Origin of the sequence: Stenotrophomonas sp. PS02297, assembly GCF_029959705.1 — a bacterium.
GTDB classification, from domain to species: Bacteria; Pseudomonadota; Gammaproteobacteria; order Xanthomonadales; family Xanthomonadaceae; genus Stenotrophomonas; species Stenotrophomonas nitritireducens.
The window spans coordinates 1-20377 of record NZ_JASCOS010000066.1; the positions used below are offsets into that span (position 1 = coordinate 1).

General features: G+C 70.6%; 23 protein-coding genes. 9 read left to right on the forward strand and 14 right to left on the reverse strand.

The features are described from left to right. Nucleotides 1-140: 140 nt before the first annotated feature. Nucleotides 141-719 carry a sigma-70 family RNA polymerase sigma factor gene (locus QMX80_RS12560; RefSeq protein WP_282277389.1) on the reverse strand — a complete coding sequence of 193 codons (579 nt, stop codon included), beginning with the start codon at nucleotides 717-719 and terminating at the stop codon, nucleotides 141-143. Between the two features lie 128 nt (nucleotides 720-847). On the opposite strand from QMX80_RS12560, the gene QMX80_RS12565 reads away from it, so the two are divergent. From QMX80_RS12565 to QMX80_RS12575, 3 genes are all read left to right on the forward strand, one after another. After that, nucleotides 848-2116 (forward strand): ectonucleotide pyrophosphatase/phosphodiesterase, encoded by a 1269-nt coding sequence (locus QMX80_RS12565; RefSeq protein ID WP_282277391.1) that lies wholly within the window; start codon nucleotides 848-850, stop codon nucleotides 2114-2116. A 43-nt stretch (nucleotides 2117-2159) separates the two neighbouring features. Beyond that, nucleotides 2160-2741 (forward strand): mechanosensitive ion channel family protein, encoded by a 582-nt coding sequence (locus QMX80_RS12570; protein WP_273080155.1) that lies wholly within the window; start codon nucleotides 2160-2162, stop codon nucleotides 2739-2741. A 162-nt stretch (nucleotides 2742-2903) separates the two neighbouring features. Beyond that, nucleotides 2904-4151: a sugar transporter gene (locus tag QMX80_RS12575; protein ID WP_282277392.1), complete on the forward strand. Its 1248-nt coding sequence runs from the start codon at nucleotides 2904-2906 to the stop codon at nucleotides 4149-4151. A 3-nt stretch (nucleotides 4152-4154) separates the two neighbouring features. Here the strand turns inward: QMX80_RS12575 and QMX80_RS12580 are convergent, their stop codons facing one another. Continuing rightward, nucleotides 4155-4421, reverse strand: a complete 267-nt coding sequence (locus tag QMX80_RS12580) for a DksA/TraR family C4-type zinc finger protein (RefSeq protein ID WP_055770167.1) — start codon at nucleotides 4419-4421, stop codon at nucleotides 4155-4157. A 76-nt stretch (nucleotides 4422-4497) separates the two neighbouring features. Beyond that, nucleotides 4498-5055, reverse strand: a complete 558-nt coding sequence (locus QMX80_RS12585; RefSeq protein ID WP_273080157.1) for a DUF2058 domain-containing protein — start codon at nucleotides 5053-5055, stop codon at nucleotides 4498-4500. A 64-nt stretch (nucleotides 5056-5119) separates the two neighbouring features. Here QMX80_RS12585 and QMX80_RS12590 point away from each other — a divergent pair, with 64 nt between their 5' ends. Together QMX80_RS12590 and QMX80_RS12595 are read left to right on the forward strand one after the other, a co-directional pair. Then, nucleotides 5120-5632 carry a M48 family metallopeptidase gene (locus tag QMX80_RS12590; protein ID WP_055770174.1) on the forward strand — a complete coding sequence of 171 codons (513 nt, stop codon included), beginning with the start codon at nucleotides 5120-5122 and terminating at the stop codon, nucleotides 5630-5632. A gap of 113 nt (nucleotides 5633-5745) precedes the next feature. Beyond that, nucleotides 5746-6456 (forward strand): RNA pseudouridine synthase, encoded by a 711-nt coding sequence (locus QMX80_RS12595; protein ID WP_055770176.1) that lies wholly within the window; start codon nucleotides 5746-5748, stop codon nucleotides 6454-6456. Nucleotides 6457-6890: 434 nt separating this feature from the next. Here the strand turns inward: QMX80_RS12595 and QMX80_RS12600 are convergent, their stop codons facing one another. From QMX80_RS12600 to sstT, 3 genes are read right to left on the reverse strand one after another with little or no spacing between them, the layout of a single operon-like run. Continuing rightward, nucleotides 6891-7193 (reverse strand): AzlD domain-containing protein, encoded by a 303-nt coding sequence (locus tag QMX80_RS12600; RefSeq protein WP_282277394.1) that lies wholly within the window; start codon nucleotides 7191-7193, stop codon nucleotides 6891-6893. Beyond that, complete coding sequence (locus QMX80_RS12605) at nucleotides 7190-7918, reverse strand: AzlC family ABC transporter permease (RefSeq protein WP_162838914.1); 729 nt, start codon at nucleotides 7916-7918, stop codon at nucleotides 7190-7192. Before QMX80_RS12605 ends, QMX80_RS12600 begins: the two co-directional genes overlap by 4 nt. Then, complete coding sequence (sstT, locus tag QMX80_RS12610; RefSeq protein WP_273080161.1) at nucleotides 7918-9126, reverse strand: serine/threonine transporter SstT; 1209 nt, start codon at nucleotides 9124-9126, stop codon at nucleotides 7918-7920. The genes QMX80_RS12605 and sstT overlap by 1 nt, the downstream gene beginning before the upstream one ends. A gap of 114 nt (nucleotides 9127-9240) precedes the next feature. Here sstT and QMX80_RS12615 point away from each other — a divergent pair, with 114 nt between their 5' ends. Then, on the forward strand, nucleotides 9241-10818 hold the full coding sequence (locus tag QMX80_RS12615) for a phospholipase D family protein (protein ID WP_282277395.1): 1578 nt from the start codon (nucleotides 9241-9243) through the stop codon (nucleotides 10816-10818). Between the two features lie 30 nt (nucleotides 10819-10848). Here QMX80_RS12615 and QMX80_RS12620 read toward each other — a convergent pair whose 3' ends face one another. From QMX80_RS12620 to QMX80_RS12635, 4 genes are all read right to left on the reverse strand, one after another. After that, a complete protein-coding gene (locus QMX80_RS12620) occupies nucleotides 10849-11889 on the reverse strand; it encodes an HDOD domain-containing protein (protein ID WP_282277396.1) in 1041 nt (346 codons plus the stop codon). 76 nt (nucleotides 11890-11965) lie between these two features. Then, complete coding sequence (locus QMX80_RS12625) at nucleotides 11966-12256, reverse strand: hypothetical protein (protein ID WP_055770191.1); 291 nt, start codon at nucleotides 12254-12256, stop codon at nucleotides 11966-11968. 92 nt (nucleotides 12257-12348) lie between these two features. After that, entirely contained in the window at nucleotides 12349-13560 is a 1212-nt protein-coding gene (locus tag QMX80_RS12630; RefSeq protein ID WP_282277398.1) for an MFS transporter, read from the reverse strand. Between the two features lie 70 nt (nucleotides 13561-13630). Continuing rightward, the gene (locus QMX80_RS12635; protein WP_055770197.1) at nucleotides 13631-14266 is read right to left on the reverse strand and encodes a LysE family transporter; all 636 of its coding nucleotides are present in this window, start codon (nucleotides 14264-14266) and stop codon (nucleotides 13631-13633) included. A 125-nt stretch (nucleotides 14267-14391) separates the two neighbouring features. Here QMX80_RS12635 and QMX80_RS12640 point away from each other — a divergent pair, with 125 nt between their 5' ends. Further along, nucleotides 14392-15297: a LysR family transcriptional regulator ArgP gene (locus QMX80_RS12640; protein ID WP_273080167.1), complete on the forward strand. Its 906-nt coding sequence runs from the start codon at nucleotides 14392-14394 to the stop codon at nucleotides 15295-15297. A gap of 235 nt (nucleotides 15298-15532) precedes the next feature. Here QMX80_RS12640 and QMX80_RS12645 read toward each other — a convergent pair whose 3' ends face one another. From QMX80_RS12645 to QMX80_RS12655, 3 genes are all read right to left on the reverse strand, one after another. Continuing rightward, on the reverse strand, nucleotides 15533-15733 hold the full coding sequence (locus tag QMX80_RS12645; protein ID WP_282277401.1) for a hypothetical protein: 201 nt from the start codon (nucleotides 15731-15733) through the stop codon (nucleotides 15533-15535). A 50-nt stretch (nucleotides 15734-15783) separates the two neighbouring features. Beyond that, a complete protein-coding gene (locus QMX80_RS12650) occupies nucleotides 15784-16701 on the reverse strand; it encodes a M14 family metallocarboxypeptidase (RefSeq protein ID WP_282277402.1) in 918 nt (305 codons plus the stop codon). Nucleotides 16702-16929: 228 nt separating this feature from the next. Beyond that, the gene (locus QMX80_RS12655) at nucleotides 16930-17817 is read right to left on the reverse strand and encodes an acyltransferase (protein WP_282277403.1); all 888 of its coding nucleotides are present in this window, start codon (nucleotides 17815-17817) and stop codon (nucleotides 16930-16932) included. 155 nt (nucleotides 17818-17972) lie between these two features. Here QMX80_RS12655 and QMX80_RS12660 point away from each other — a divergent pair, with 155 nt between their 5' ends. Together QMX80_RS12660 and rnt are read left to right on the forward strand one after the other, a co-directional pair. After that, a complete protein-coding gene (locus QMX80_RS12660) occupies nucleotides 17973-18824 on the forward strand; it encodes a sensor domain-containing diguanylate cyclase (RefSeq protein ID WP_282277404.1) in 852 nt (283 codons plus the stop codon). 38 nt (nucleotides 18825-18862) lie between these two features. Then, a complete protein-coding gene (gene rnt / locus QMX80_RS12665; RefSeq protein WP_055768467.1) occupies nucleotides 18863-19498 on the forward strand; it encodes a ribonuclease T in 636 nt (211 codons plus the stop codon). 128 nt (nucleotides 19499-19626) lie between these two features. Here the strand turns inward: rnt and QMX80_RS12670 are convergent. Then, a partial coding sequence (locus tag QMX80_RS12670; RefSeq protein WP_282277408.1) for a GGDEF domain-containing protein occupies nucleotides 19627-20377 on the reverse strand: 751 nt, incomplete at its 5' end.

Sequence of the window (20377 nt, forward strand, 5' to 3'; positions counted from 1 at the left end):
AGTTGTGTATAAGAGACTGTCCTCAAGCCGCGCGGCGATGCGCTGCCAGGCCGCGGCCGGCGGCAGGCGCTCGGCCGGAAGCTGGCGCAGGCGCGCGGCCAGGTCGTCATGTCCGTGTTCGTGATCGGGAATGTGTTCGTTCATGGTGTTTCTCCCAGGCGCGTGCGCAGCAGGCCGCGCGCGCGATGCAGCTGAGCCTTGGAACTGCCGACGGCCATCTGCAGCTCCTCGGCGATTTCATGGTGTTTCCAGCCTTCGATGTCGTGCAGCACCAGCACCGCGCGGGCGCGCGGCGGCAGGGTTTCCAGCGCGCGCTCCAGGTCCAGCCCCGTGGCCTGGCAGCGCGTGGCCGCCGGCATCTGCGCCAGCGCGTCCATGCCGCCCTCGCCGATGTCCAGCGCCTCGAACGCGGCGCTGGCGCGCAGCTCCATCAGCACCGTGTTCACCGCCATCCGGTGCAGCCAGGTCCCCAGCACGCTCTCGAAACGGAACTGCGGCAGCTTGCGCCAGGCCTGGATGAAGGTTTCCTGCAGCGCGTCCTCGGCGCGCGCCGCGCTGCCGCCGCACAACCGCCACAGCAGCGCGTACAGGCGCGGCGCGTGGCGGCGGTAGATGCGCTCATAGGCATGGCTGTCGCCGCCGGCGGCGGCACGCGCCAGCGCGGCGTCGTCGGCGGCCTGCGGGAATGGAGCGGTGGCGGTCACGGTGGCGTCGAGCATATCCGTTGGATGCGACGGCCATCGAAAAGGTTTAAAGCCGCCCGCAGGGAAATTTCCAGGCGGTGGCGATGGCTGACAGGGCCGGCCCGGTGGCCGACAATCGGCCTTTGCCACCTCCACGCAATCCCATGCTCCGACTCCCCGCCGCCCTGCTCGGCGCGGCCCTCGCACTGGCCGGCTGCGCCGGCATTCCCGCGCCGGCTCCCACCACCGCACCGCTCCACGCCGGGCTTCCGCTCGAAGCCACTGCGCCGTTGATCCTGGTTTCGATCGACGGCTTCCGCAACGACTACCTTGAGCGCGGCCTCACCCCGGCCTTGTCGGCGCTGGCCCGCGACGGCGTGCGCGCCGAATACATGCGGCCGTCCTACCCGTCGATCACCTTCCCCAATCACTACACGCTGGTGACGGGGCTGCGCCCCGACCACCACGGCGTCATCGCCAACTTCATGACCGATCCCTCGATCCCCGGCGTGCGCTTCAGCATGTTCGACCCGGCGACGGTCGGCGACGAGCGCTGGTGGGACGACGGCAAGCCGCTGTGGACCAGCGTGCGTGAACAGGGCGGCCGCGCCGCGGCAATGTTCTGGGTCGGTTCGGAAGCACCGGTCCATGGCGCGCGCCCGGAATACTGGCGCCCGTTCGACATCAAGGTCAGTTCCGAAGACCGCGTCCACCAGGTGCTGGAATGGCTGGCGCTGCCCGCGGCCGAGCGCCCGCATTTCATCACCCTGTATTTCGACCGGGTGGACAGCATGGGCCACGAGCACGGCCCCGATTCGCCCGAGCTGGACCAGGCGCTGGGCGAGGTGGACAGCGCCCTCGGTCATCTGCTGCAGGGCATCGACGCGCTCGGCCTGGGCCAGCGGGTGAACCTGGTGGTGGTTTCCGACCACGGCATGGCCGCGACCGGCCCGGAGCAGGAGTTCTTCCTCGACGATCTGGTCGATGTGAGCCGGCTGGACTTCGGCTGGACCGGCGCCTATGCCTCCTTCGACGCCCTGCCCGGCGGCGAGGCCGCCGCGCGGCAATTGCTGGGCAGGCATGAACACATGGACTGCATGACCCGCGGGCAGATCCCGGCCCGTTTCGAATACGGCCGCCACCGCCGGGTACCCGCCTATATCTGCATCGGCGACCCCGGCTGGCAGATCACCACCCGCGCGGCGATGCAGCGCAAGGGCCACCGCCTGCGCGGCGAGCACGGCTACGACAACCAGCTGCCGGACATGCGCTCGCCGTTCATCGCCCATGGCCCGGCGTTCGGCCAGGGCGTGGTGATTGCGCCGATCGACAACGTCGACGTATACCCGCTGCTCGCGCGCGTGCTCGGCATCGCGCCGGGCGCCAACGACGGCGACGCCGCCCGCACCGCCGCCGCGCTGCGCGACCGATGACCGCGTGCCGCATCGCGCATGCGGCCCTGCAAGGAGATTCCCGATGAAGAAATACCTGCCCGAATGGATGCACGAATGGATCAGCCTGCTGGACACGGCGCTGGCCATCGTCCTGATCCTGCTGGTCGCCTGGCTGCTGCGCCTGCTCACCCGGCGCCTGCTGGCGCGGCTGGGCCGCCACTACACCCTGCCAAAGCCGATGGAAATAGCGATCCGGCGCCTGTCCAGCTTCATCATCTGGAGCTGCACGCTGGTGGCCATACTCGACCGCGTCGGCGTCTCGGCCACCGTGCTGTGGACCGCCTTCACCGGCTTTGCCGCGGTCGGTGCGGTGGCGTTCTTCGCGGCGTGGAGCGTGCTGTCCAACATCTTCTGCACCTTCCTGATCTTCGCCACCCGCCCGTTCCGCCTCGGCGACCACATCGAAGTGCTGGAAAACGGCGAGAAGCCCGGCCTCAAGGGCCGCGTCATCGACATCAACCTGATCTACACCACGATGCAGGAGATCGGCGGCCCGGCCGAAGGCACGCTGATGCAGATTCCCAATAGCCTGTTCTTCCAGCGCGGCCTGCGCCGCTGGACCGGTGGCCGCCATGACGAGGGGCGTCTGCTCGGCGACGGTTGAGGGTGACTGCGCTCCTGCAGGGCGGGGCTTGCCCCGCGGGGACCTTGCCGGGAGCGCAGCAGCGGGGCGGGGCGCGCCAGACGGCGCGGAATGTGTTTTGTTGCAGTGCAGCCAGGCGGTGTGAAAATCCACGCCTGCGACAGCCTGAACCGCCCTCCCCCGATGTCCCACGCCCCTTCCCCGTGCCCGTCCAGCGTGACGGGTGCCGCCGTTTCCGCTTCCGCCGCCTTTGATGACCGCAAGCGCTGGCTCGGCGTCATCGCGCTGGCGATGGCCGCCTTCGTGTTCAACACCAGCGAGTTCGTGCCGGTCGGGCTGCTGAGCGACATCGGCGGCAGCTTCGGCATGCCCATCGAGCACGTCGGGCTGATGCTCACCGTCTATGCCTGGGTGGTCGCGCTGGCGTCGCTGCCGTGCATGCTGCTTACCCGCAACTTCGACCGCCGCCGGCTGCTGCTCGGGGTGTTCGCGCTGTTCGTCGCCAGCCACGTGCTGTCCGGGGTCGCCTGGAACTATGGCGTGCTGATGCTCAGCCGCATCGGCATCGCCCTGGCGCATGCGGTGTTCTGGTCGATCACCGCCTCGCTGGCGGTACGCATCGCGCCGGCGGACAAGCGCCCGCAGGCGCTGGGCCTGCTCGCCACCGGCACCTCTGTGGCGATGGTGCTGGGCATCCCGCTGGGCCGCATCGTCGGCGAACTGCTGGGCTGGCGCGTCACTTTCCTGGCCATCGGCGGCGTCGCGCTGCTGGCAATGGCGGTGCTGGCGCGGCTGTTGCCGGCGCTGCCCAGCCGGAACAGCGGTTCGGCCAGCAGCATCCCGCTGCTGCTGCGCCGCCCGGCGCTGCTGGCGCTGTACCTGCTGGTGATGGTGGTGGTAGCCGCGCAGTTCACCGGCTACAGCTACATCGAACCGTTCGTGCAGCAGGTCGGCGGTTTCGATGCGCACGTGACCACCTGGGTGCTGCTGCTGTTCGGCGGCATGGGTTTCTTCGGCAGCCTGCTGTTCTCGCGCTTCGGCACGCGCTGGCCGCGCGGCTTCCTGCTCGCCGCCATCGGCATCCTGGCGCTGTGCCTGCTGGGCCTGCGCCTGTCCACCGGCAGCGCATGGATGCTCTACGGACTGGCTTCGGTGTGGGGCGTGGCGATGATCTGCTTCGCGCTGTCGATGCAATCCAAGGTGCTACGGCTGGCGGCCGACGCCACCGACGTGGCGATGGCCTTGTTCTCGGGCATCTTCAACATCGGCATCGGCGCCGGCGCGCTGATCGGCAGCCAGGTCGGCCTGCGCCTGGGCATGGGCCATATCGGCGGGGTCGGCGGGTTGATCGCCGTCGCCGGGTGGTTGTGGTGGCTGTTCGCGATGCGGCGCTGGCGCGGGAGCTTCATGCTCGGCAGCGACGGCCGCTGAGCCTCAGCGCAGCTGGCTGTCCTTGCTGCCGCGGCGGTTGTAGCCGCTGTGGGCCGATTCCTCGGCATCCAGCGCCTGCTGGCAGGCCACGCACAGGCGTACGCCGGGAATGGCCTTGCGCCGCGCCTCGGGAATCGGCGCATCGCATTCCTCGCAGCGCTCCAGCCCCGGCCCGCTGGGCAGGCGGCTGCGGGCGCGCTTGATCGCGTCCTCGACGGTGGCGTCGATCTGATCCTGAACGGCGGTATCGCCCGCCCAACCGGTGGCCATGGCTGGCTGCTCCGAAGTGACCTGGGCCCAGCCTAGCGCAACCGCCCGTATCCCGGGCCAATGCGCCGGCCCGGCGTCACCACACCAGGTCGTCGGGCACCACGAACTGCGCGTAATAGGCGTCATCCTCGGCATTGCCGCTGGATTCGGGCGCATCGCCGGCCTGGCCGTGGTCGAGCACGATCAGCGTGGCGTCGCGCTCGCGCACCTTCTCCGCGGCCAGCCGCGGCAGCAGTTCGAAACCCTCGCCATGGCGCGCGATCACCAGCGTGCCGGCGGCCAGTTGCCTGCGCAGCGTCTCGTCCACCAGCAGGGTGCGGATCGCCTCGCCATCGCTGAAGCGGTATTCCAGTTCACCGCGGCGCGGCACCCTGCGGTCGGCAATGATCTGCCGCGCCTGCGCGCGCAGCTCCTCGGCGCGGCGCCGGGCGTTGTGCTCGGCGGCCAGCACGCGGTCGCGTTCGGCCTTTTCCGCGCGCGCGCGTTCGGCTTCCAGCTGGCCTTCGCTGGGACCGGCCGGCGCGCCCTTGGCATGCCGCGCCTTGTTCTGCTCGCGCGCAACCTGCGCGACCTGCGATTTCTTGACCAGGCCGGCCTTGAGCAGCTGCTCCTGCAGGGGGTTCGCCTTTGCCATTTCTGCACTACGTGATCGGATCGATGCTGCCATGATACCGGCCCGCCCCTGCCCGCGCCCGCCGATGCAGCCCCTGAAATACCTCGCCGGCTACCCCGAACACCTGCAGCAGCGCGCCCGCGAGCTGCTGGCGCAGGGAGCGCTGGGCCAGGCCGTGCGCCGCCGCTACCCGCAGGCGCATGCGGTGCGCAGCGACCGCCAGCTCTACGACTACGTGCAGGCCTTGAAGGAGCGCCACCTGCGCCAGTCGGTACCGCTGGGCAAGGTGCTGTACGACGGCAAGCTGCAGGTGCTCAAGCACGCGCTCGGCCTGCACACCGCCGTTTCCCGCAACCACGGCGGCAGGCTCAAGGCCAGCCGCGAGATCCGCATCGCCAGCGTGTTCCGCGATACGCCGGCCGAGTTCCTGCGGATGATCGTGGTGCACGAGCTGGCGCACCTGAAGGAGGCCGAGCACAACAAGGCCTTCTACCAGCTGTGCCTGCACATGGAACCGGACTACCACCAGCTGGAATTCGACCTGCGCCTGTACCTGACCGCGCTGGAGCAGGAAACCGTGCGTCCCCCTGACCCGTAGGTATGGCGCCTGCCCCGCGCGGCGCCCCACCGGCAATGCTTCGTGGCGGGCAAGTCCGGCACCTGCCCTCGTCCCGGCGCTACACTCCCCGCCCGCCGTACCGGACCAGCACCATGACCACCCCCATCCGCCTCGACAAGCGCCTCGCCGCGCAGCTGCAATGTTCCCGCGCGCAGGCCCGGCACTACATCGAGGGCGGCTGGGTCAGCGTGGATGGCGTGGTGGTGGAGGCGCCTCAGGCCATGGTGGCCGGCGAAACCGTCACCCTCGCCACGGGCGCGGCCAGCGAGCCGGCCGAACCGTCGACGCTGCTGCTGAACAAGCCCGCCGGCTGCACCGCCGACGAACTCTCGGCGCTACTGCGCGAGGACGGCCGCTTCGCCGAGGACGCCTCCGGCATTCGCATGCTGCACCGCCACTTCCTGCGCCTGGAAACGCCGATGCCGCTGGACGACGACGCCTGCGGCCTGGTCGTGCTCACCCAGGACTGGCGTGTGCGCCGGCACCTGCTCGAAGCCGGGCCGGGGCTGGAACAGGAGTTCATGGTCGATGTCGAAGGCGAAGGCAGCCCGTGGGCGCTGCCGAAGCTGACCCATGGGCTGGACTACCAGGGACGCGCCCTGCCCGCCTGCAAGGTCAGCTGGCAGAGCGAGCAGCGCCTGCGCTTCGCGATCAAGGACGTGCGGCCGGGGCAGTTGCAGCACATGTGCGCCCAGGTCGGGCTGCGCGCCGCGCTGGTGCGCCGGCTACGCATCGGCCGCATCGGCCTGAGCCGGATGCCGGACGGCCAGTGGCGTTATCTCGCGTCCGGCCAGCGCTTCTGAGGCATCGCTCTCCCTAGAGCGGGGCAACGCCCTGCCGGTGGCATTCCCGGGCAGGCCCTGCCGGGCGTTGCCCGGCGCTACAGCGCTGCCAGCGATCTGTTCCCTGTAGAGCGGGGCACCGCCCCGCTGGGGGCATTCCCGGGCAGGCCCAGCCGGGCCTTGCCCGGCGCTAAAGCCCTGCCAGCGATCTGTTCCCTGTAGAGCGGGGCACCGCCCTGCCGGGGGTGTTCCCGGGCAGGCCCTGCCGGGCGTTGCCCGGCGCTACAGCCCTGCCAGCGACCTGTTCCCTGTAGAGCGGGGCACCGCCCCGCTGGGGGCATTCCCGGGCAGGCCCTGCCGGGCATTGCCCGGCGCTACAGCCCTGCCAGCGATCTGTTCCTTGTAGAGCGGGGCAACGCCCCGCCGGGGCATTCCCGTCGTGGCCCGCCCGGCACCTACAGCAGGCGCAGCAGGGCCGCCGCCGCGGCGCCGGCCAGCACCACCACCAGGAACGGCAGGCGCAACAGCAGGGCCAGTGCGGCCACCGCCAGCGCGCCGAGGCGCGCGTCCAGCACCACGCCCTGCCCGGCGGAGACCGCGTTCATCGTGGTCAGCGACGCCAGCAGGCCGATGGTCAGGGTGCCGGCCACGCGGGTCATGCGCGGCGATTCCATCCAGCGCACCGGCACCAGGTAGCCGCAGAATTTGATCGCCCAGGCCACGACGCTGCCCAGCAGCACCCAGTTCCACAACGTCATCGCGCGTCCCCCGCATCGCTGGCGGGCGTCACGTCCGGCTCCAGCCCCTCATCGGCCGGGCCGCGCCCGAACCAGCCCCATACCGCCGCGACCGCAGCCGCCAGCAGGATCGGAACGCCCGGCGGCGCCCACGGCAACGCCAGCATCGTCACCAGCGCGCAGGCCACGGCGATGGCCACCGGCTCGCGCGAGCGCAGGCGCGGCCACAGCAGGCCGAGGAAGGCCGCCACCGCGGCGCCATCCAGCCCCCAGCGGCGCGGGTCGCCCAGCGCGTCGCCGAGCAGCGCGCCGAGCAGGGTGAACAGGTTCCACAGCAGGTACACGCCCACGCCGGCCACCCAGAACCCGCGGCGCTGCTCGGCAGGCTCGCTCTGGCCGGCGGCGGTCGCCACCGATTCGTCGATGGTGACCTGCGCCGACAGCGGGCGCAGCCAGCCGCGCGGCCGCAGCATGCGGTTGATCTGCGCGCCGTACACCGCGTTGCGGATGCCCAGCAGGGTGGCCGCGCCAAACGCCGCCGCGCCGGTGCCGCCGGCGCCGACCACACCGATGAAGGCGAACTGCGAGCCGCCGGTGAACATCAGCAGGCTCAGCGCCACGGTCTGGCCGACACTGAACCCGGATGCCACCGCCAGCGCGCCGAAGGAAACGCCGTACAGGCCGGTGGCCAGCGCGATGGACAGGCCGATGCGTACCGCCGGGGTGAAACTCGCGGCCATCGCCATCAGCCGCGCCCGCGCGCCTGTTCGGCGGCGGCGACGAACACCACGTCGGTGGAGGAATTGAGCGCGGTCTCGGCCGAGTCCTGCACCACGCCGACGATGAAGCCCACCGCCACCACCTGCATCGCCACGTCGTTGGAGATGCCGAACAGGCCGCAGGCCAGCGGGATCAGCAGCAGCGAGCCGCCGGGCACGCCGGAGGCGCCGCAGGCGCCGATCGCCGCCACCACGCTCAGCAGCAGCGCCGTGGGCAGGTCCACCGCGATGCCCAGCGTGTTGACCGCGGCCAGGGTCAGCACCGAGATGGTGATCGCCGCGCCGGCCATGTTGATGGTCGCGCCCAGCGGGATCGCCACCGAATAGGTTTCCTCGTGCAGGCCCAGCTTGCGGCACAGCTCCATGTTGACCGGGATGTTGGCCGCCGAGGAGCGGGTGAAGAACGCGGTGATGCCGCTCTCGCGCAGGCAACGCAGCACCAGCGGATACGGGTTGCGGCGGGTCACCACCGCCACGATCAGCGGGTTGCCGACGAAGGCCATGAACAGCATCGCGCCGACCAGCACGCACAGCACGTGCAGGTAGTTCTTCAGTGCCCCCAGCCCGGACTCGGCCAGCAGCGAGGCGACGATGCCGAACACGCCCAGCGGCGCCAGCCGGATCACCATGCGCACGATCCAGGTGATCGCCGCGGACAGGTCGCCGACCAGCGCGCGGGTGCCGTCACCGGCGTGGCGCAGCGCCAGCCCCAGGCCGATCGCCCAGGCCAGCAGGCCGATGTAGTTGGCATGGGTCAAGGCGTTCACCGGGTTGTCGACGACCTGCATCAGCAGCGTCCGCAGCACTTCGCCGATACCGCCCGGCGCGCTCATGCCGGCCCCGGTCGGGGTCTTGAGAATCAGGGTGCTGGGGAACAGGTAGCTGGCCAGCACGCCGACCAGCGCGGCGGCGAGCGTGCCGATCACATACAGCAGCAGGATCGCGCGGATATGGGTCTTCTGCCCCTGTCGGTGGTTGGCGATGGAGGCCGTCACCAGGACCAGGACCAGCACCGGGGCCACCGCCTTCAGCGCGGAAACGAAGATCGTGCCGAGCAGCCCCACCGCCTGCGCGCCCTGCGGCCAGGCCAGCGCCAATACGATGCCGGCAAGCAGGCCGATGATGATCTGGGCCACCAGGCTGGGGGCGCGGAAGAAGGTGGAACGGTCGCTCATCGGCAGGCTCGGGCAAGGCAAACCGCGATTCTCGCCCAGACGGCGCGGCACCCGCACCCCCGGAACGTCATGCCGACGCCGCCGGCAGCACCCGATCGCCGCTAGGATGCGCGCATGGAACCGCCCCGCTCCCGCGCCAGGCGCCTGCTGCGCCTGTGCGGCCGCCTCCTCGCCGTGCTCCTGCTGCTGGTCGCCAGCGGTCTGCTGCTGGGCGACCGGCTCACTCCGCGCGCCGTCGGCACGCCTTCCACCGCGCTGCCGCCGCGCGCCGGGCAGACCCCGCTGGACCGCGCGCTCGAACCCCAGCTCGCCGCGCATCCCGGCCGGAGCGGCGCGGCCTACCTGGTCGACGGCCTGGAAGCCTTCGCCGCGCGCTCGGTCGTCACCCGCCAGGCCGGCCGCAGCCTGGACCTGCAGTACTACATGTGGCACGACGACATGGTCGGCCACCTGCTCGTACGCGACGTGTATGCGGCGGCCGAGCGCGGCGTGCGCGTACGCCTGCTGCTGGACGACATGAACGCCTCCGGGCTGGACGCGCAGTTGCTGGCGCTGGACGCGCACCGCAACATCGAGGTGCGCCTGTACAACCCGTTCCGCAACCGCGAGGGCCTGTGGCGGCTGGTGGAGATGGTGCAGCGGGTTTTCAGCCTCAACCACCGCATGCACAACAAGGCCTGGATCGCCGACGGCCGCGTGGCGATCGTCGGCGGCCGCAACATCGGCGCGGAGTATTTCGATGCACGCCCGGACGTCAATTTCCGCGACCTGGACCTGCTGCTGGCCGGCCCGGCCGCCGGCCAGGCCAGCGCCATCTTCGACGCGTTCTGGAACAGCCGCGCCGCCGTGCCCATCGCCACCCTCGCCCCGGCCTCGCCGCACCAGCTCGGCCAGCTGATTTCCCGCGCCAGCCTGGATGCACGCCAGGCCGAGGCACGTCCCTACCTGCAACGGCTGCGCGAACGGCTCGGCGATGGCTATGTCGGCGGGCGCCTGCCGCTGCACTGGAGCGAGCGCATCCAGGTGTATTCCGATCCGCCGCTCAAGCACCGCGGCAACGACCGGAGCGACTGGCTGGTGACGCGGCTGGCGGACGCACTGGGCCAGGCACGGCACAAGACTTTGCTGATCTCGCCGTATTTCGTTCCCGGCCGCACCGGCACCGCGCAACTGCTGCGCCAGGTGGCCGACGGCGTGCAGGTCGGCATCGTCACCAACTCGCTGGCGGCCAACGACGTGGCCGCGGTGCATGGCGGCTACATGCGCTACCGGCTGCCGCTGCTGCGCGGCGGCGCCCGGCTGTACGAACTCAAATCGGGCGGCAGCGGTGACGGCAGGAGCTCGGCCTTCGGCAGCAGCGGCGCCAGCCTGCACACTAAGGCCATCGTGGTGGACGACCGGCGCGGCTTCGTCGGCTCGTTCAACCTCGACCCGCGCTCGGCCTACCTCAACACCGAGATGGGCGTGCTGTTCGACGATCCGGTGCTGGCCGCGCAGTTGCGCGAGGAATACCTGCGCCTGTCCGGTCCCGAACTGAGCTATTACCTCTACCTGGACCGCGATGGCCAGCTGCGCTGGCTGGACCGCGCGAGGACGCCGCCGGCGAGTGATGTCGCCGAACCGGACACCACCTGGCTGCAGCGCGCCACCGCGCGCGTCATCAGCTGGCTGCCGCTCGAATCGCAGCTGTAGGGCGCTGCCCGCCGCCGGCAGGCGGCCGGCTCAACCGTCGCGCGGCTCGTCCGGGCTGACCCGCTTCCACAACCAGGCGCCGACGTGGCCGGGGACGCAGGCGGACAGCAGTTCCAGCGCCTGCGCTTCCTCCAGCAGGTTCTCCCGGCACAGCATCGACAGCGCTGCGGCCAGTTCGCCGACCTCCAGCGAGCGCGCCAGCGACGACGAGCGCGCATCCTGCCCGCCCGCCTCCAGCGCGGTGGCGATGTCCGCGGAGAGATGCCATTCGCGCGCGATCCGCGCGGCCAGCGCCGGCGTGCAGCGCTCCAGCAGCGACAACAGCAGTTCCGGCGACGGCGCCAGCGTCTGCCGGCGCGAATAGGCGTCGGCGGTGGCGCGCACCACCATGACCATGCCCAGCCCGCGCAGCAGGCCGGCCAGCTGCGCGGAGAAGCCATCCTCGCGCTCCACGCCGCGCGCATGGTCGGCCGCGGCCAGCGACATGCGCAGGGTGTAGTCCCACATCCGCTGCGAGAACCTCCCGCCGTCGCGGTCGGGGGGATTCATCACCGGCTGCACCAGCGCGGCGGAGATGATCTGGCGGATGCCCTCGTTGCCGACAAGGGTCACCGCGCGTTCGATGCTGCGCACTTCCTGCTGCTGGAAGCGGTACAGCGAACTGTTGGCGATGCGCAGCAGGTTCACCGTCAGCAGCGGGTCGCTGCCGATGATGCGGCCGATGGAACGCGCCGAGGCGGCGCTGTCGTTGACGCTCTGGATCAGCTGCGGCAGCAGGTGCGGGCGCCGCGGGATGTAGCGCTGCGACAGGTCGGCGCGTTCCAGGGTCGCCATCACGGCGTCGGCCACCTGGCGGTGTTCGGGGGTATCTGGCGCCTCCGCCCCGGCACCTTCAATGCCCAGCGCGGCGCGCAGGAAGCGCCGGCGCATCTCCGGCAGCAGGTCCGGTTCCATCCTCGGCGCCGCGGCAGGATCGGTGGGCCGGGCGTCGGGAACGAAGCTCCAGCCCTCGTCCGGACGCCGCCGCCGGAACCACCAGGCCGCGCCCGCGCCGGCCAGAAGCGCTGCCACGAGCGCGGAGAGGATCACCGGTTCCAACGCAGGCGCCTCCCGTGCGCAGGATGTGCAGGCCGCATGCCGCGCCCCGTCACCTGTCGGCTTTTTCCAGGCGGATGCCGAGCGGACCGCCCAGCGAGCCGTCCTGGTTGATGGTGAAATCCAGCGACGCGCCCTTCTGCGGCAACGCCACCTTCAAGGTATCGCCCTCGCGCACGTAGGTGGTCTCCTGCGAGATGCCCATCGCCTCGATGGTGACCTTGCCGCCGGTGGTGAAGCTGTACCGGGTGACGCCCATCGCATCGGCATAGACGCCCTTGATGCCCTGGCTGCAGGCCGACAACAGGCACAGCGCGGCGACGATGGGCAGGTACTTCTTCATTCTTCCCCCGGAAATGATGGATCGGCGCCACAAGGCCGCCGCAAGCGGATTGATTCTGCCACAGGCCGGTGACGACCAAGCGCCGCCGGTCTTCAGCCGTTTTTTCCCGGTTGCGCGACGCCCGTGGCATCGGCCCCGGGCGCACGCACGAAGCGCGCCGACAGCAACAGCGCATAGACCAGGCCGGCCCCCAGCGCCAGCCCGGCGCCGCCGGCGAACGCCGCCGCCAGGCCGAAGCGGGCCGCGATCAGGCCGGCCAGCACCATGCCCGCGCCGATGCCCACGTCCAGCGCGCAGAAATAGGTGGCCACCGCGGTGCCGCGCCGCGCGTGGCCGCCGAGGTTGACCATCATCGTCTGGTAGGCCGGGTACACCACGCCGAAACCGAAACCGGCGAGCAGGCCCGACAGGTAATAGGTTCCCGGCGCGCTTGCCCATGCCATCAGGCCGAGGCCGGCGACGATCGCCAGGCTGCCGCCGTTGGTCGCCAGCACCACCCGGCCGCCGTCGATCAGGCGCCCGGAGAATGCGCGCGAAACCATCATCCCCACCGCCATCAGGGTGAAGAAGATGCCGGTATTGCCGGCCCCCAACTGTTTGCCATGGAGTGCGGCGAAGGCCAGCAGCATGCCGTAGCCCAGGCCGATCACCGCCAGGTTCAGCGCCAGCGGAATGCCGCGCACCAGCAGGAAGCGGTCCAGCGACAGCACCGTGGCCGCGCCGTCGCGCAGCTTGCGCGGCGCATGCACCAGCGAGGCCACCAGCAGGCCGGCGACGCCGGCGGCCACCGCCGCCTCGAAGATCGCCTGGAAGGGATAGCGGTCCATCAGCCACAGGCCGGCCATCGGCCCCAGCGCCATCGCTAGGCTGCTCATCAGGCCGAAGAAGCCGATGCCCTCGCCACGGCGCGCGGATGGAACGATATCGATGGCCTGGGTATTGGCGGCGGTGCTCATCACCGCGAAGGTCACGCCGATGCCCAGCCGTACCAGCACGAAGGCCAGTACGGTGTGCGCCAGCAGGTAGCCGGAGGTGAACAGCACGTAGGCCGCCAGCGCGGCCAGGTAGGCGTGCTTGGCGTTGAAGCGGTCGACGATGAAACCGGAGAACGGCCGCACCAGCAGCGCGGCGATCACGTAGCTGGACAGGACCAGGCCCACCGTGGCCTCGCCGATCCGCAACTGCTCCACCAGGTGGAACGGCAGCGTCGGCATCAGTACGTAGAACGACATGCCCATCAGGAAGTTGGCGATGCAGGCCAACAGGAAACCCGGCGTCCACAGGGCCGGACGCGGCGCACTCATGCGCGGACCGCCGCGCCGCCGGCGCACGGCGACGTGCCGGCGGGCCCGCGCATGGCCGCCACCGCGGCCATCAACCGACGCCGCGCAGCGCCAGGGTCAGCGCCAGCACGCTCAGGATCACCGCGATGGTGCCGTCGAGCACGCGCCAGGTGCCCGGCTTGTCGAACAGCGGCGCCAGCAGGCGCGCGCCCAGGCCCTGCGCGGTCAGCCACATCGCGCTGGCGGTGACCACGCCGGCGGCGAAGGCCATGCGCGCGTGGCCGAAGTTGTCGGCGATCGAACCGATCACCACCATGTCCAGCCAGAAGTGCGGGTTGATCACCGAGAACCCGGCCGCGGCCAGCATCGCCGCGCGGCGCGAGGATTCGGCGCTGTCGTCCATCTGCATGCCGCCACCGCCGGCCATGGCCCGCCGCGCCGACTGCAGCGCGTACCAGACCAGGAAGGCGACGCCGCCCCACAGCAGCACCGTGGTCAGCCACGGCAACTGGTTGGTCAGGGTGCGCAGGCCGGCGACGCTGGCGAAAATGAACGCCGCGTCGATGGCGAAGCAGGTGGCGATCACCGGGATCACGTGCTGGCGCAGGATGCCCTGGCGCAGGATGAAGGCGCTCTGCGCGCCGACCACGGCGAAAAGACCGATGCCGGTACCGGCACCGCTGAGCCAGGCGCTGCTGGTGGCCTGGGCGGCTACTACGGAAAACATGGGGGGACTGCCTGTCTGCTGATGGGGGAGGACGGCACCGGAGTGCGTCGATGCGGGCAATTGTCGCAGTGCAGCATCAAAAAGTAGAGCTAAACTTCTTAAACCATCATTAGCAGAACTTAATCATGCGCATCGACCACGCCCAGCTGCGTGCCCTGGCCGCCGTGATCCGCGAAGGCAGCTTCGAGCGCGCGGCGCTTGCGCTGAACGTCACCGCCTCGGCGGTGTCGCAGCGGATCAAGGCGCTGGAGGAGCGCGTCGGCAAGCTGCTGGTCAGGCGCACCACGCCCACCGAGGCCACCGCCGAGGGCCAGGTACTGGTGCGCCTGGCCGAGCAGACCGCGCTGCTGGAACGCGATGCGTTCGAACGCATCGGCCTGTCCGACGCCGACCTGCCGCGGGCCAGCATTCCGGTGGCGGTGAACCACGACAGCATGGAGACCTGGTTCCCCGAGGCCGCGCTGGCCTTCGCCAAGGCCGGCAGCACCACCCTGGACCTGCATACCGAGGACCAGGACCACACCGTCGCGCTGCTGCGCCAGGGCGCAGTGCTGGGCGCGGTCACCACCCTGTCCGAGCCGGTGCAGGGCTGCCAGATCCATGCGCTGGGCAGCATGCGCTACGCCGCCACCTGCACCCCGGAATTCCACGCGCGCCATTTCGCCAAGGGCGTCACCGCGCAGGCGCTGGCGCAGGCCCCGGTGCTGGTGTTCAACCGCAAGGACGACCTGCAGGCGCGCTACGCCCAGCGCCTGACCGGCTCGCAGCAGTCGCTGCACGCGCCGACCTGGTGGATTCCCTCCACCCGCGCCTTCGTCCACGCCAACCTCGGCGGCCTGGGCTGGACCATGAATCCCCTGCCGCTGGTGCGCCGCCACCTGGACAGCGGGCGCCTGGTCTACGTCAAGGCGCGCGCCTGGGAGGACATCCCGCTGTACTGGCAGCACTGGAAGGGCGAGGTCGCCTCGATGGCGCAGCTCACCCGCGCCATCCTGCAGGCCTCCTCGACCCTGATCCGCAAGCGCCGCTGAGCGGCGCGCGGGAGACCGCGCGGCATCGCATCAATGGGATGGGTCCGGCGGGCATGGCCGTCGTCGCCCGGCGGGGCCTGCCCCAGGGCAGCGTGGCGCCGAACTGCCGGCGTGTCGCGGGGCGGCTCAAGCGCCGCTTCAGGGCGACGCTGCCGCCTTGCCTTGCGCCTGCCCGCGCGGGAAGGCCCCACGCAGGCGCTCCGGGTATCCGTGCCCCGCTGCAGCTGCCTGCGGCTCATGCCCGGCCGGTGCCGGTGAAGCCATTGCGGCGGTCGCGGCAGGCATCGGGCATCCGCTGTTCCCAGGCGAACACGCCCTTGTCCACTCCGCTGGCGGAAAAGCCGATGGCGCGCCGTCCGCAGGCCGGCACCTGCGCCGCATGTGCGCCGGAGCGGGCCAGCATCGCCATCGATGGCCCTGCCAGGATGCCGTTCATGCGCACCGCGCCGCGCGGGGGTAGAAGCCGTGCGCGCAGGACGAGGCGGTTCAGCGCTGCGCCAGCGCGTACTCCAGGCCACCGCGCACCGCCGCCACCTGGGCGTCGTCGCATTGCGCGGGCGTGGCGCGCGGGCTGTCCGGGTAGACCTCGGTGGTGGTGGTGTAACGCGCGCCGGTGATGCCCGCACACAGGCCCAGCGCCTTGAGCGGGTATTCGATGACGCCATGCGCCACCACCGGCGAGCCGATGATCCGTCCCTGCGCGTCCGGCGGCGCGATGTGGGTGACCTTGGCTACCGCGGCGATCACCGCCTGCTGGAATTCCGGCTGCGGATTGAGCGAATCGGCGCAGAGATAGAAGCCATCCGGAACGCTGTCCGCCTCGAACGGCTTGCCGTCGCGCGCGGCCAGCGCCGGGCGGAACTCGCCCTCGTCGCTGTCGGTGGTTTCGTGCAGGTCGATATGCATCAGGAAACGCCCGGCCAGCGGCTGCACCAGCGCCATCAGCGCCGCCGATTCCGGGGCCGGGCTGTCGGCGGTGAAGTTGCGGTTCGGATCCAGCGCCAGCGCGTTCCAGCGCTGGATGCGCTCGTAACCCCACGGACTCACGCAGGGCGCGACCAGCAGATTGCAGCGGCCGGCATAGTCGGCCGCATGCCGGTCGACGAACTGCAGCGCGCCCTGCACGCCACTGGTCTCGTAACCATGCACGCCGCCGGTCACCAGCGCCACCGGCAGGGCATCGTCCCAATCGCGGCTGCGGATCGCCAGCAGCGGATAGGCGCCGGAGGCGTAATCCAGTTCCCCGTACGTTACGACGTCGAAGCGGCCGCGCAGGGCATCGATCTTGATCAGCACTTCGGCCGCATAGCTGCGCCGTACCGTCTGCCGCGCCAGCCATTGCGCCTTTTCCGGCGCGCCCCAGGCGTGGCCGGGCGTTCCGATGGGATAGAAGGCGGTAGACATGGCGGTTCCTCTGTTGGACAAGGAACGAGTGTAGAGGAACGGGAAACGTGCAAGAACCAGAGCAGGCCGAACGCCGTGGCTTTGCAGCGCCGGGCAGCGCCCGGCGGGCCTGGCTGGTGATGCCCCAGCGGGGCGGTGCCCCGCTCTACAAGATGACCCTGCTCTGTAGCGCCGGGCAGCGCCCGGCGGGGCCTGGCCGGTGATGCCTCAGCGGGGCGGCGCCCCGCCCTACGGCGAGCGGTCGTCCAGCCGCGCGGCGATGTCCTCGTCCTTCTGCTGCCACAAGCCGTTCATCCATTGCTGGAAGCGCGCGCGGAAGGCACGGTCGCCCTGGTAATCGCCACCGACCAGCTCGGCCGGGATCGGCCGCTGCCGCACCAGCACCTTCACTTCCGGGACGCGGTCGGCCATCAGGTCCAGCATCGACGGGATGCCCCCCGGATAGACGATGGTCACGTCCAGCAGCGCGTTCAGGCCCTGCCCCATCGCATCCAGCACGAAGGCCACGCCACCGGACTTGGGCTTGAGCAGGTGGCGGAACGGCGAGGCCTGGCCATCATGCTTGGCCTGGGTGAAGCGGGTGCCCTCGACGAAATTCATCACCGCCACCGGGATGTCGCGGAATTTCCCGCAGGCGCGGCGCGTCGCCTCCATGTCGCGCCGGCCCAGCTCGGGGTTGCGGGCGATCTGCTTGCGGCTGTAGCGGCCCATGAACGGGAAATCCAGCGCCCACCACGCCAGCCCCAGCACCGGCACCCAGAACAGCGAGCGCTTGAGGAAGAAGCGCAGCAGCGGGATGCGCCGGTTGAACACCTTCTGCAGCACCAGGATGTCCACCCAGCTCTGGTGGTTGGCCAGCACCAGGTAATGCCCGTCGCGCTCCAGCGCGGCCGGGACTTCGAGCTGGAAGCGGGTGCGGGTGAAGGCCTCCATCATCGCGCTGTTCACGCCGATCCAGCTCTCGGCCAGCCCGGTCAGCAGCGGGTTGCAGGCGCGGCGTACGGCCGCCAGCGGCAGCACCGCCTTGAGCAGCGCCACCGCGAACAGCGGCAGGCAGTGCAGCAGGGTATTGAGCGCGATCAACAGCAGGATCGGGACGATGCGGAACCATTTCATGAGGGAATATCTCGCCAAGCGCGGGCCTGTGCCGCCATCGAAAAGCGGCACAGGGTAACAAACGCCACCGGCGACAGCGGCCGATGCACCTCTTCTTCGACCGGACCCCCATGACCGCGCAATAATTCCCCCGCCCCCGCTCTTGCCGTCCCCCCATGCCATCGACGCTGCCGCCCCTGGGCGAGATCCTCGACCTGTTGCCCGATGTCGTGTGCGTGGTCGATGCGGAAGGCCGCTACCTCGCGGTCAACGCCGCCTTCGAACAGCTCATCGGCTACCGTCCGGACGAAGTCCTGGGCCGGCGCATGATCGAGCTGGTCCATCCCGAGGACCATGCCATCACCGCGCTGGCGGTGCAGCGGGTCATGGAAGGCCGGCCGCTGCCGAACTTCCGCAACCGCTACGTCCACCGCGACGGCCGGATCGTGGACATGCAGTGGTCGGCCAAATGGCTGCCCGGGTATGGCGTGCGCATCGCCGTCGGCCACCAGGTCAACGAACTGCGCGATCTCGAACGCCGGCTGGAATTCATGGCCGGGCACGATCCGCTCACCAGCCTGCCCAACCGCTACCGGCTGCGCGAGGAACTGGAACGGGCCCTCGGCGACGGTACCCGGCCGCTGGCGGTGCTGTACCTGGACCTGGACGGTTTCAAGGCCATCAACGACCACCACGGGCATGCGCAGGGCGACCGCCTGCTGTGCGAGACCGCCGACCGGCTGCGCCGGGCACTGCGCCACGGCGACTTCATCGCCCGCGTCGGCGGCGACGAATTCGTGGTACTGCTGCCGGAGTGCGCCAGCCATGCCGACGCGCGCGCGGTGGCCGACGTGCTGCAGGCCGGGCTGGACGCAGGCCAGGCGCCGTCGCCGTTTTCGCGTATCGGCGTCAGCATCGGCGTGGCCTGCTGCCCGGCCGACGGCAGCGACGCCGAAACCCTGCTGCGCCATGCCGATGCCGACATGTACGCGGTCAAGCACCGCCGCCACCGGGCGCCCGCATTCTGAGCGCCGGGGCCGGCGCGGGCCTCTGTTACCCTATCGCGATGAACCAACCCGCTGACCGTTCGGCCACCGCTCCTGTTTTCACGCCGATGGCGCAACGCTTCCGCGGCTTCCTGCCGGTGGTGGTGGACGTGGAGACCGGCGGCTTCGACTGGAACCGGCACGCGCTGCTGGAAATCGCCGCCATCCCCCTGGACATGGACGAGAACGGCCTGCTGCTGCCCGGCCAGACCAGCTGCGCGCACGTGGTGCCGGCCGAAGGCACCGACATCGATCCCAAGTCGCTGGAAATCACCGGCATCGTGCTGGACCACCCGTTCCGGCTGGCCAAGCCCGAGCGTGAGGCGCTGGAGCACGTGTTCGCGCCGGTGCGCGCCGCGTTGAAGAAGTACAATTGCCAGCGCGCGATCCTGGTCGGCCACAACGCCCATTTCGACCTGAACTTCCTCAACGCCGCGGTCGCGCGCAGCGGCCACAAGCGCAACCCGTTCCATCCCTTCAGCGTGTTCGACACGGTGACCCTGGCCGGCGTGGCCTACGGCCAGACCGTGCTGGCGCGGGCGGTACAGGCCGCCGGGTTCGAATGGGACGCCAACCAGGCGCACAGCGCGGTCTACGACACCGAACAGACCGCGCGGCTGTTCTGCCAGATCGTCAACGGCTGGCCACGCCTGTAGGCCGGGGTTACCGCCCCGAGGCCGCCCCCGTGCGCTGATACGAACGTCGGGAGCATGGCCGCGGCCTGCGCGGTCCCGGCGCCCTCGAGGTTCGCCGGCTGCCGGCCAGCAGCCGGCATTCCCCCTTCCTAGCCCAGGCAGATGCGGTCGCGGCCGTCGCTCTTGGCCTGGTAGAGCGCCCGGTCGGCGCGCTGGAACAGCAGCAGCGGGGTGCGGTCGCCGGCGCCGAGCTGCACCAGCCCGGCGCTGAACGTCACCCGCAACCCTTCGATACCGGCCCAGTTGCGCTGCGCATGGAACAGGCCCTGCAGGCGCGTGCACACCAGCTGCGCCTCGTCCAGCGCGGTGTCGTTGAGCAGCAGCGCGAACTCCTCGCCGCCCAGCCGCGCCGGCAGGTCCGAGTCGCGGCAGCTGGCGGCCAGCAGCCGGCCCACCTCGCACAGCACCTGGTCGCCGACGCTGTGCGACCAGGTGTCGTTGACGGTCTTGAAGTGGTCGATGTCCAGCACCAGCAGGCTCAACGGATGGCTGCTGCGCTGGGAGCGGGCGAAATCGCGCGCCAGGCCCTCGTCGAAGGCGCGGCGGTTGGGCAGGCCGGTCAACGGGTCTTCGTGCGCCTGGCGCTCGAACGCCTCGGCCTGCTGGCGCAGGCGTTCGGCCAGTTCGGTCTTCTCCTGGTTGGCGGCCAGCAGGCGTTCGGCCTGCAGCTGCAGGTCGGCGGTGCGCTCGGCCACCTGGCTCGCCAGGCGGATGTTGCTGGTCTTGTAGCGGTGGATCAGGTAGCGGTACAGCGCCACCAGCGCCAGCAGCAGCAGGATGCCGGCCGCCGCCTGCACGCTGCGCCGCTGCCACAGCAGCGGCTCGACGGTGAACTTCCAG